The organism is Pyrobaculum sp. (assembly GCF_049971835.1).
Lineage (GTDB): Archaea > Thermoproteota > Thermoprotei > Thermoproteales > Thermoproteaceae > Pyrobaculum.
The window spans coordinates 1-9706 of record NZ_JBMFKV010000070.1 but is presented as its reverse complement, the minus strand read 5'-3'; the positions used below and the strand labels follow the sequence as shown (position 1 = coordinate 9706).

At 62.2% G+C, this 9706-nt stretch carries 12 protein-coding genes; 9 read left to right on the top strand and 3 right to left on the bottom strand.

Annotated elements, in window-relative coordinates:
• Positions 1-513: RAD55 family ATPase (locus ACP5J3_RS07475; RefSeq protein ID WP_428495110.1), on the bottom strand; the 513-nt coding region annotated here is incomplete at its 3' end.
• Positions 514-717: 204 nt separating this feature from the next.
• On the opposite strand from ACP5J3_RS07475, the gene ACP5J3_RS07470 reads away from it, so the two are divergent.
• The 5 genes from ACP5J3_RS07470 (at position 718) to ACP5J3_RS07450 (ending at position 5005) form a co-directional block, all read left to right on the top strand.
• Positions 718-1011: a hypothetical protein gene (locus ACP5J3_RS07470; protein WP_428495109.1), complete on the top strand. Its 294-nt coding sequence runs from the start codon at positions 718-720 to the stop codon at positions 1009-1011.
• The gene (locus ACP5J3_RS07465) at positions 1008-2186 is read left to right on the top strand and encodes an RAD55 family ATPase (RefSeq protein ID WP_428495108.1); all 1179 of its coding nucleotides are present in this window, start codon (positions 1008-1010) and stop codon (positions 2184-2186) included. The genes ACP5J3_RS07470 and ACP5J3_RS07465 overlap by 4 nt, the downstream gene beginning before the upstream one ends.
• Positions 2187-2250: 64 nt before the next feature.
• On the top strand, positions 2251-2613 hold the full coding sequence (locus tag ACP5J3_RS07460) for a helix-turn-helix domain-containing protein (RefSeq protein ID WP_428495107.1): 363 nt from the start codon (positions 2251-2253) through the stop codon (positions 2611-2613).
• Positions 2610-4094, top strand: coding sequence for a transglutaminase domain-containing protein (locus ACP5J3_RS07455; protein ID WP_428495106.1), 1485 nt, complete (start codon positions 2610-2612; stop codon positions 4092-4094). The genes ACP5J3_RS07460 and ACP5J3_RS07455 overlap by 4 nt, the downstream gene beginning before the upstream one ends.
• Positions 4091-5005 (top strand): hypothetical protein, encoded by a 915-nt coding sequence (locus ACP5J3_RS07450; protein ID WP_428495105.1) that lies wholly within the window; start codon positions 4091-4093, stop codon positions 5003-5005. The genes ACP5J3_RS07455 and ACP5J3_RS07450 overlap by 4 nt, the downstream gene beginning before the upstream one ends.
• On the opposite strand, the gene ACP5J3_RS07445 is transcribed toward ACP5J3_RS07450, so the two are convergent.
• Entirely contained in the window at positions 5006-5914 is a 909-nt protein-coding gene (locus tag ACP5J3_RS07445) for an AAA family ATPase (protein WP_428495104.1), read from the bottom strand.
• A gap of 38 nt (positions 5915-5952) precedes the next feature.
• Between ACP5J3_RS07445 and ACP5J3_RS07440 the strand changes: the two genes are divergently transcribed.
• Together ACP5J3_RS07440 and ACP5J3_RS07435 are read left to right on the top strand one after the other, a co-directional pair.
• Positions 5953-6885: a DUF58 domain-containing protein gene (locus ACP5J3_RS07440; protein WP_428495103.1), complete on the top strand. Its 933-nt coding sequence runs from the start codon at positions 5953-5955 to the stop codon at positions 6883-6885.
• Entirely contained in the window at positions 6882-7361 is a 480-nt protein-coding gene (locus tag ACP5J3_RS07435; protein ID WP_428495102.1) for a hypothetical protein, read from the top strand. Before ACP5J3_RS07440 ends, ACP5J3_RS07435 begins: the two co-directional genes overlap by 4 nt.
• Here the strand turns inward: ACP5J3_RS07435 and ACP5J3_RS07430 are convergent.
• Positions 7339-8667 carry an FAD-binding oxidoreductase gene (locus ACP5J3_RS07430; protein ID WP_428495101.1) on the bottom strand — a complete coding sequence of 443 codons (1329 nt, stop codon included), beginning with the start codon at positions 8665-8667 and terminating at the stop codon, positions 7339-7341. The two genes, ACP5J3_RS07435 and ACP5J3_RS07430, sit on opposite strands and share 23 nt — an antisense overlap.
• 66 nt (positions 8668-8733) lie before the next feature.
• On the opposite strand from ACP5J3_RS07430, the gene ACP5J3_RS07425 reads away from it, so the two are divergent.
• Positions 8734-8958: an antitoxin gene (locus ACP5J3_RS07425; RefSeq protein ID WP_263242670.1), complete on the top strand. Its 225-nt coding sequence runs from the start codon at positions 8734-8736 to the stop codon at positions 8956-8958.
• Positions 8942-9358 (top strand): type II toxin-antitoxin system VapC family toxin, encoded by a 417-nt coding sequence (locus tag ACP5J3_RS07420; protein ID WP_428495100.1) that lies wholly within the window; start codon positions 8942-8944, stop codon positions 9356-9358. The genes ACP5J3_RS07425 and ACP5J3_RS07420 overlap by 17 nt, the downstream gene beginning before the upstream one ends.
• Positions 9359-9706: the final 348 nt, after the last annotated feature.

Here is a 9706-nt window from a genome sequence, read left to right as displayed (position 1 = left end):
GTAGCGGGGGCTTGGTGGGCGTGTTCTTGATTTTTCTAGCTGTATGTATCTTATTATGTGGCCTAGGCTGTTTATCCTGTACCACACGTGTATTACGTGGTCCGCCACGTAGGCTATCCTCGGCGTCTCCTCCTCTGCGACTAGGATGACTGGCTTCTCCTTCGCTACTTGGTATAGGACTGAGTGGGTGACGACGTCTATGTTCTGCCGGCCGGCGACGCCCTCAACCGAGTCTATTACCACGGCGCTGTAGCTGGGTACGTGGTCTAGGATGTAGCGGGCTATGTCTTTTTGGAAGGCGCGGGGGAAGTCTAGGAAGTCGAATTTGGAGGGGTCTACCGCGAGCCTCTTGGCGGTTTCTGTTAGGAGGTCGGGGCCCTCCGCGGTTGATATCCACAGCACTTTGCCGTCTATTTTGCTGGCTAGGCGCATGGCGATTGAGGTCTTTCCCGAACCTGGCGGCCCGTATATCAGAGTCATGCCGCGTGTGCCGACTTCTGCTATTTCAAACACGGCGTTTTGTATCCACCGATTTATATACTCTTTGGTGTGGGTCGTGGGGTGTAATGTTGGGGGTCAGCCCTCTCGAGCTGTCTTCACTTGTCGGCAGCGCCTGGCTACATCACTGTATGTATCTGCGGCGTGGTTTAAATGCTTCTTCTGGTGGGGTCCGCCGTGTATATAGTAAGGTATTTAAGGTGGTGGTAGTTGAAGTTTGTGGACGCGTACCAACTATTTCGGGAGTTCTACATGTCGCTGGGAGTGCCGCTGAGGGCGGTGGTGGAGTTTAAGATCAGGCAGAGGGGTGGAAACCCTGGGGAGGTTTTTGAGAAGCCGTGGCTTTTTCTGCGGTATGTGGAGGCGGCTATGGGGCGGCACAACGCCGAGCTTATCTCAATGCTTTTTGTGGAGTTTGTGAGGAGGTATAGGGTCGATGCGAGTGTGGCGGCTGAGGCGCTTTGGAGTGAGGAGGGGTGGCGGCGGTTTGTCCAGAGGCTCGGCGGGGTATGAAGGATTTCTTCCAGGGGTTTACCCTTGTCTACGGCCCGCCTGGCTCTGGGAAGACCTCTCTGGCTCTCTACGCCGCGGCTGAGATGGGTGGTCGGGTTTTGTACGTGGGTTTCTACGAGACGGGGGATAAGGTGCGGGGGAAGATAGAGGGGCTCGGCCTCGACCCCTCTAGGTTCGTGGTGCTGGACTACGTCTCGATTTCAGACGCCGACCTTCTGCTGAACGGCGTGGTGGAGCAGTACGTCAAGGTGTCTCCCGACGTGGTGATTCTCGACGGCATCAACGCGCTTCCGCAGAGCAGAGAGGCGGCGTCTTCCATGTACCGACTGTTCAGCGGCCCGGTTATAGCCATCGGCGAGGAGGACATCGGGGGTTCCCACTTCGCCTACATGGCCGACACCCTGCTGGAGGTGGCTCAGTTCTTCCACCGAGGGGCCCGCTACAGGCGGATTAGGGTTGTGAAGACTAGGCTGGGGCCGGCGCCGGGGGCGGAGTTCTACTTCACGATTTCCAGGAGGGGTGTGCGTATAATTAGGAGGTGGTCTCAGAGCGAGCTTGGGGATAGATCTGTGGCTGTGGCGTCTGGGAGGAGGGTGGCGTTTGCGGAGGATGTGGCGAAGTCTCTGGCCGAGCTCATGCCTGGGGTTAGGCGGCCGGGGTTGTTGAACAATAGCAGGGTGGCCGCGTTTATCTGTGAGCACCCCAAGTGTCTCAGAATCAGCGCGGGGTACCTCTGCGACTATATGGACAACGTGAGGGTGGGAGTCTTGTCCACGTCGCGTTTCGTCGGCCTTGTGGCGAGGCAGATGGGTTGCGACGTGGAGGAGGTTGTGGTGCCCGCGTCGGCGCTGGCGGAGGACTACGTCTTGGAGGAGGCGGTGGAGAAGGTGGCGGGGGCGCCGGTAGTTTCGCTGTACGGCTTGGAGGAGGTGCTGGCGATGTACGGCCCCGAGAGGGTGGCCTACATCCTCGATTTTATCCAAAGCGCGTTGCCGGGAGTGGCCGTGCTGGCCACCTTCAGGGGCGTGGAGCCGACGCCGGAGTTGCTCAACTTGTTTAACACTGTGTGGAGGTACTTCCCCGACCGCGCCGTCGTGGTGAAGTCGGCGCTTGGGTGGCCCATCCACGAGCTAAGGGTGGTGGAGGAGGGGGGGAGGATCGTGTTTAGGGCGTAGCCTGCGTCGCCGGCTTTGTTGTAATTGTGGCGTTAGGTTAATAAATGGGGCTTCTACACACACTGTGGGGAGTAGGGACCCCAAGGAGGCTATTTTGGATATTCTGCGCCGCGAGGGCCCTGTGCCCATATACAGGCTGGCGAAGGAGCTGGGGCTTTCGTACGGCGCTGTGCAGTGGTACGTCTTTTCTCTGGAGCGGGACGGCGTCGTCGAGACTGTTAAGATAGGTAAGAGGCGCTACGTGGCGCTGAAGGCCACGGACTGGATGGGCAACGTGAGGGTTTCCGACGTCCTTGAGGACTTTCTCCTCACCCTGGCGGCTTTTGGGGTGAAGCCGGATATGACCGTCGGCGAGGCCCTTGGGGTTCTAGAGAGGAAGGCTCCCCACATCGCCGAGCTTTTGAGAAAAATGATAGGCAAATCGTGAGGTGGATACTCGCCGTAGTTGGGATCCTCCTCGCCGCGGTGGGGCTGGCATCTCTAATCCACCCCGTCTACGCGCCTGGCCGGGCCCCCCCGTTTGGCCAGGGCGGCTTCGCGGCTCCGCAGCCCCCGGTCGTCAGCGTGTCGGGCGGGCTGTACTTCAAGGCATACATAGAGGCGAGGGGGGCGGGGGGCGAGATGTACCTTAGGTGCTACGTCTTCGACACATACGCGGGGGGTTTGTGGAGCTGGTCGGGGCAGGGCGGCCGCGCCTTCGGCGACGGGGTGGTGACCGTGGGGGGCGGGCCGCTTAGGCTCGGCGGCGAGCTGAACCTCTCCGGGCCGCTCATGGGGAGTTGCGTCCCGGTGGCGTCTCCCCCGGTGGACGGCTTGGCCATCGGCTCTTTTAGGGAGGTGGCGCCGGGGGCTAGGCTTTCTGCAGACATAGAGGGTCTCTACGTCTCGCTGGCGGGGGGCTCGCCTAGATACGTGGCGTCGTACATAGGCCGAGGCACTGCAGTGGAGAAGCCGGACGGGCGCTATCTGCAGGTGCCGCCGGAGCTGAGGCCCGTCCTTGAAAAGATCGTCGCCAACGTGACCGCCGGGTGCCGCGACGCCGCCTGCGCGGCGGCGCGGATTAAGGAGTATCTAACCACCGGCTTTAGATACGACGGCACTATGGACGCCTTGTGGCCGGAGATCCCACCCGGGGCCGACCCCGTGCTGTGGTTCCTCACCGAGGGGAGGCGGGGGGTCTGTATACACTTCGCCTCGGCCTTCGTGTTGCTCGCCCGAGCCGCCGGCGTCCCCGCCCGCCTCGTGGTCGGCTACCTGTCCGACGGCCCGGTTCCCCCGGAGTGGTCTGTCAAGGCCTTCAGCCCCCACGCCTGGGCGGAGTACTACGTGGAGGGGGTGGGCTGGGTGGGCGTCGTGGCGACCCCTGGCGGAGGGGTGCAAGTCCCCGTCGCGCCCCCGATACCCCTCACCGCTCTGCCTCCGCAACCCAGCCCACCGCAGATCCCCGACCTCCCCGCGCCCTCCTCTCCGGCTTTGCCCACCTGGCTTTTTATAGCGGTTGCCTTTGCCGTTGCCGCGGCGTCGCTTGCCGTGTTTGCCTCGCGTAGGTACGTAACCCTGGGCCTCGGCGAGGAGTTCGTGGTGAGGGGGCCGCCGGGTTTTTCGGTATATGTAAACAAGAGGCGTGTGGGCAGGCCCCCGGGGAGGCTGGTGTTTGACAAGCCTGGCCTCTACCTGGTGAGGGCGGGCCCCGTGATCTACCTGGTGAGGGTGCTGGACTACAAGAGGCTGGCGGGGGTTATCTATCTTAGGGTGTTGAGGAGGCTTGGTCTGCCGCCTACGGTGACGCCGAGGGAGCTCGCCGCCATTAGGCCGGAGTACGGGGAGTTTGCCCTCCTCTTCGAGAGGATTAGGTTTGGCCCCTCCGCGGGGAGGGGTGACGTGGAGAGGCTGAGGAGGGCGTTATGACCTACATAGCGCTGGGTCTTCTCCTCCTACTCCTGGGCTATGTGGAGCCTGTGCTGAGGCTGGTCTCCCAGCCCCTGGGGGCCTTCTTCATCGGGTTCGGCGTGGGCCAGCTGTTGCACAGGCGGGGGCGGCACGTATGGGGCTACCTGGCCACCTTTTTGGGGATCGCGGCGGCGCTGTACCTCATCCCCCTGCCCGTGCTGACTCCTAGGCACAGGGAGTACCTCGTGGTGGTTGCCTTCGGCTTTTTTCTCAACTCGGCGAGGTTCTTCACCCGCCGGCTCAAGAAGCCCCTGGCCCCGGTCTCCATAGCCGTGTCTTCCTGGGGGCTGGGCTCGTTTCTGCAACTCACCCACCTCCACTGGCTCTCCTCCGCGGTCTGGGGCGTAGGGGCCGGCGGCGCCGCCGCCTCTGCCCTTGGGTTGCTGGGCGGCCGCCTGCGGAGAGTGGGGAGGTTCTTCGCCCGGCACACAGCGGCCTTCGGCGTCCTCGGGGGCCTCCTATCCGTGTTGTACCAAGTGGCTTCTCTGACGGGGGCGACGTGGCTGTTCTACTCTGTGGCCGTCGGCTCGGTGGCGGCTATTTTGTTGCTGGGCGGCGACGCCGTGAGGCCGCGCCCAGTCCGGCTCTACGACGACCTCGACGTGGCTGAGGTGAAGAGGCTAGAGAAGAGGTTTATCGAGACCGGCGACGTGGCTCTCCTGGCTACCTACGTGGCGTACCACATGGCGCGCGGCGGCGTTGACGAGGGAAAGGCGCTGGAGGTGGTCAGAGCCGCTCTCGACTATAGGGATGTCACCCCCTCCCCCTTCGCGCCTCCGCTGGTGGTTAAGCTCCTGCGCCGGCTGAATAGGCGCAGGCGTGCGCAACACCTCAAGAGGGTGACGGCTCTGCTGGAGAGGTACCTGTAGCTACTTGTAGGGTATCGGGGTCTTGTCCAGAACCTCTCTCACGAGGTCTCTGGGGTCCCCCTCCTTCGGCGCTATTCTGTGGGCCAGCGCGGCCACCGCCGCCTTCTTGACGTCGTCGGGCGTGACGTAGTTTCTGCCGTCGAGGAGGGCCAGGGCCCTCGCCATTTTCATCAAAGCTATGGAGCCCCGGGGGCTGGGGCCGTAGGTGTTGAGGGGGTGGGTTCTGAGGCTCTGAGAAATCTTCACAATGTACTGAACCACCGCCTCGTCGACGTACACAGCCTCGGCGTACTGCGCCCACTGCATAACCTCCTCCCTGGTGGTCACCGGCTTTACATACACAGAGGGGTCGTCGCCGCGCCATGAGAGGCGGCGTTTTAAAATCTCCGCCTCCTCGGCCGGACCGGGGTAGCCCACCGAGAGCTGTATTAGGAACCTGTCGAGCTGGGCCTCTGGCAATGGGTAGACGCCGCGGAACTCCACCGGGTTCTGGGTGGCCAGGACGATGAAGGGCTCCTCCAGCCTGTAGGTCACGCCGTCTACCGTCACCTGCCTCTCTTCCATGGCCTCTAGGAGGGCCGCCTGGGTCTTCGGAGGCGCTCTGTTTATCTCGTCGGCGAGGAGGACGTTGGTGAATACGGGCCCCCTCACAAACTCGAACCTCCCCTCGTGGGGCCTCCACACGTTTACGCCGATGACGTCGCTGGGCAACATGTCTGGCGTGAACTGTATCCTCTTGAAGGCGAGGCCGAGGGCCCTAGCCACCAGCTTAGCCAGGGTGGTCTTCCCCAGCCCCGGGGGGTCGTTGAAGAGTATGTGCCCCCTGGCGATCACCGCGGCGAGGATGAGCTCCAGCGTCTGTCTCGGCGCCACGTAGAAGCTAGACAGCACCTCCACCACCCTCCTCACAGCCGAGAAGTGTTATATCTATAAAGGTGTTGAGAGGCGTGGCTAGGAATCTGCTGGCGGCGGCCGCGGTGTTGATAACGGCGGGCCTCGCGCTGGCTAATACAGACCTGGCCCTCCTCTCCCTCATCCCGCTATTCGCCTACGGCGTAAACGCGGCGCTTGACCCCCCGAAGGTGTCTGCGTCGAGGAGGCGGGTCGGTAGCGAGGTGGAGGTGGTGGTGGAGGCGGACAGGCGCCCCGGGGTCCTCTACATATACGACGCGGCGCCAATCGACGCCCCCGTGGAGGCGCCTCGGTGGAGAGTTTTCAAACCCCCCTTCAAGAGGGTGGTGAGGCTGAGGTACCGCCTGACGGAGAGGTCTCAACCCCTCCCCCTGGTGGTCGTGTCCTACAACGCCGTATTCACAAGGAGGAGGATCGTGGCGTATGTCGAGGAGCGGCGCCCCGCCGCGAACCCCGCACAGCGGGGACGCGGCGTCGAGGAGTTTGTGGAGGTGAGGCAGTACCAGCCGGGGGACCCGATGAAGCTTATCAACTGGAAGGCCTCTGCGAAAACCGGGGAGCTCTATGTAAATGTGCGCACGGGCCCCGAGCTGAGAAACGCGGTGGTGGTGGTAGACGCGAGGCGCCTCCGCTCCCTAGTCGCGGCCGAGGCAGCCAGAGCCGCCGAGATACTCTCAGAGAAGGGTTTTGAGGTGACTTACTACGTCTTGGGACACGGCCCGGCCACCTCGTTGCCCGGCGACTTCACGCCTGCCTGTGAAGGAAACCCGCCGTGCGGCGACGTGACTGTATACGTCGGCTCGCTATTCGACGTGTGCATCGTCATGAACTGCAGGCCTATGTACTACGTCGACGTCGCGGGGGCCAACGCCCTTGTCGCCCTGAGGAGGCTCGCCCTCTACAAGAGGCTTAGAGACTCCGGCGCCGTAGTCCTGAGAGGCGCTGAGGCCCTCAGAAGGGCGCTATGAGGCCCATCATAGGGGCCTTGAGCGGGGTCCTCCAGTACATGATGTTCAGCGCCCACCCCATACTCTCGATATATCCCCGGGCCGTGGACGGGGCCCTGGGGCAGGGGGCCTTCGCCGCGTTGCTACTAGTGGTAAACCTCGCCGTCTCTACGCGCTACCCCTACACATCGGCGTTCAGCACGCTGACCCTCTATCTGGCAGAGGCGGCGCTTTCGTCGCCGACCCTACGCCTGGTCCTGCCCCTACCCGAGCTGCCGCCCCCAGACACGGCGCTCGGCGTAGCCACGGTGCTGTTGCTCGTCGCGTCAAGCGCCGAGGGGGTCCACGGCCTCTATCTAGCCTCGGCGGCGGCGCCCGCCGCCGTCCTGGTCCTGCTGAAAGACCTCGCCCCCCGCCTCGACTACCCAGTGGCCCTCGCCCTCTTCCTCCTAGGCCTCTCCCTTGTGGTGTACGCTACAAAATTTTCCCGGGGTTGAGTATGTTGTAGGGATCGAAAACTCTCTTCAGCTCCCTCATGTAGTTAAGCGCCTCCTCTCCCAGCTCCATTTTTATAAGGTCTTTCTTGAGGACGCCAATTCCGTGCTCCGCCGACACAGTCCCGTTTAGCTTCACCACAAGCTCCGCCATGTCTCTGAGGAATTTCTCAACTCTCCCGAGCCCCTCCTCCCTCCTGTACCAAGTGGCCGGATGGAGGTTGCCGTCGCCTATGTGTCCGCCTAGCAGTAGCGGCAGGCCGTGCCTCTCTGCCAGCTTCTTCAACCCGCGCACAGCCTCGGGGAGCTTCGAAATGGGGACAGCCACGTCTTCGATCACCAGGATCCCACCGTCTTTATGAGCGGAGGATATCTGGCCGTAGAAGAGCTTTCTCCTCGGCTCCAGTAGCTTCATGGCGTTGCCCCAGTCCAGTGCCCTCTGCGCCACCTCGCCCCTGACCAGAGACTCCAACCTCCTCAAGGCCCTCTCCTCGGCGCCGGCGTTGACGTCCACCCCGAGGAACAGGGTGTTTCTATTCTCCAGCCCCACGACGGCCGAGGTGGGGGCGTCGAGGAACTCGGCGAACAGCGGCCACAGCCTCCCTGCCCTCACCCTAACCACGTCCTCCACCAAAGTCTCGAGGTCGTCGTAGTAGGCCAGCACAGCTACGGCGGACTCCGGCACCGGCGCCAGTTTGAGAGTCGCCTCCGTAACGAGGCCGAGAGTCCCCTCGCTACCCACGAAAAGCCTCACCAAGTCGTAGCCGTTGCGGCACTTATACGTCCTGCAACCGATCCTCAGGAGGTCCCCCTTTCCTGTCACCACCCTCAGCCCCAGCACCCAGTCCTTCATGGTGCCGTACTTGGCCCCCCTCATTCCCCCCGCCCCGTTGGCTATGGCGCCGCCCACCGTCGCGCTCTTCACCGAGCCGGGGTCCACCGGGAAGAAGAGGCCGTGCCTAGCAAGCTCCACGTTCAGCTCCTCCAGCCTCACCCCCGGTCCCACGACCGCGACGCCGTCCACCGGGTCGATCTCAACCTTATCCATCTTCTCGAAGCTCACCACAACGCCCTTCGCAGTGGCCGAGGCGTTACCAGAAAGGCTGGTGGCGCTCCCCTGGGGGAACAGAGGCACCTTGTTTCTCGCCGCCCAGCGGACCAGTTTAACCACCTCCTCCTCGTCGACGGGGAAGACAACCCCGGCAATGGACTCGGAAAACTCTATAAAAGAGGCGTCGCGTATATACAGACGCGCCGTCACCCCGTCCTCGATAAACCTCTCCCCAAACTCCCTTCTCAAAAACTCCACACATCTCTCTACGCGTAACTTATAAAGTTATGCGTTAACTTTTTAAAGTAAACATTGTATGTAAACGTGAGCGTGGTAATCGGCGTGAGGGTGTCCAGGAGGTTGAAGGAGGAGCTTGAAAAACTCGGCATAAACTACGCAGAGGAGATAAGAAGGTACCTAGAGCAGAGGGTGCGGGAGGAGAAAGCCAGGAGGCTGGCCGCCGCGCTGGACAGCCTATCAGCCGGGCTGGAGATAGACAGCGACTACTCCACCCAGTGGATAAGAGAGGAGCGTGAGGCTCGTAGTTGACGCCTCGGTAGTCGTCAAGTGGGCGCTCCCCGAGCCCCACCACCAAGAGGCGAGGAGGCTGAGAGACGACCACCTAGCCGGCAGAGTGAGGGCCGCCGCCCCGCCGTGCCTATGGCTTGAGGTGGCCAGCGCCCTGCGGAAATACGCACTCAGAGGGATAATCGGCAGAGACAAGGCTGTCGAGGCGCTTAGGCTCCTCCACCAGACGGATATCGAGATCATCGACGTCGAGCCGGCGCGGGTGCTAGAAACCGCGCTGAGGCTAGGAGTCACAGTTTACGACGCGGCGTACATATCGCTGGCAGAGTCCCTGGGCGTTGACTTCTACACAGCAGACGAGAAGCTACTAAACCACACCAACGCAAAGCACATCACACAGTACAAAAGACCAAGGGGGTAGAAGCCACGAAACTTAACCACATCGCCACCTCTCCGAATTTCATGATCACTACAAGAAAATATTTAAAAATCCACATGATAAATGTAAAGGGCCCGTGGCTCTCAACGGCGCGTTCCCCGGCGCGTGTCTCAGATTACGGCGCGCCGCCCCCGCCGGCGTCTCTCGGCCGCTTCTCGGCGCTACACATCTTTACAGGGGATTTTTAACCCCCTCTTCTCTTCTTGACTCCCAGCTTTCCTTCGCCTTCTACCACGGCTTTGTACATCAGGACTGCGGCTTTTAGAGAGGGGAGTTGGCTTGTTGGCACCAGCCAGCCGCTGGCCAGCTTAACCACACCCTCCACAAGGC